Origin of the sequence: Boseongicola aestuarii (genome assembly GCF_900184815.1) — a bacterium.
GTDB lineage: Bacteria > Pseudomonadota > Alphaproteobacteria > Rhodobacterales > Rhodobacteraceae > Boseongicola > Boseongicola aestuarii.
The window spans coordinates 1-713 of record NZ_FXXQ01000068.1 but is presented as its reverse complement, the minus strand read 5'-3'; the positions used below and the strand labels follow the sequence as shown (position 1 = coordinate 713).

2 protein-coding genes are annotated in these 713 nt (G+C 60.7%); both read left to right on the top strand.

What is annotated here, in order from left to right; all coding sequences use genetic code 11:
- The coding region (locus tag BOA8489_RS20075; RefSeq protein ID WP_217897990.1) for a DUF3489 domain-containing protein at positions 1-308 on the top strand (308 nt) is incomplete at its 5' end.
- 1 nt (position 309) lies between these two features.
- On the top strand, positions 310-713 hold a 404-nt coding region (locus BOA8489_RS20070; RefSeq protein ID WP_245814018.1), incomplete at its 3' end, for a DUF2924 domain-containing protein.

The following is a 713-nucleotide window of genomic DNA, read 5'->3' as shown; positions in this document are numbered from 1 at the left end:
ACACCGTCTGCCCGGTCTTCCGGGCCTGTCTCAGTGGAAGGCCCCGGATCATCCGCAGCCCCACACAGGAGACAGACATGTCCAACACCAAACCGCAATCCAAGCGCGCGCAACTTGCGAAGATGATCAAACGCAAGTCGGGCGCGACGGTCGAGACCCTTCAAGATCACCTCGGCTGGCAGCCCCATACGATACGTGCCGAGATATCCCGGTTGCGAAGGACTGGCCTCGTTGTGACCTGCACGGCTGCTGCCAGGGGCTCAGTCTATAAGGCTCAGGTACATGCCATGGCTGGAGTGGACGCGTGAGATGGACGACCTTGCGAAGCGGATTGCTGAGATTGGGGCCTGGGATCGAGACCAATGCCTGGAAACATGGGACAAGCTGGCCGAGGCGCCGCCCGGATCGCGGCTCTCTCTCAAGTTCCTGCGGAAAGCTCTGATCTTCGAGGTGCAGTGCAAAATGCTAGGAGGTCACTCCGCAGCAATCAGGCGCTCGCTTAAGGCGGAAGCAAAGCCGATGGCGACAACTACGGCGCACTCTCCGTCGACCATCGCTCTCGGCACCCAACTGGTCCGGGAATGGAATGGTCGCGTCTATCGGGTGAACGTCACATCAGACGGCTTTGAGATGGACGGCCAGACGTTCTCATCTCTCAGTGCGGTCGCCAAACGGATCACAGGGGCCGAGTGGAGCGGCCCCCGCTTCTTTGG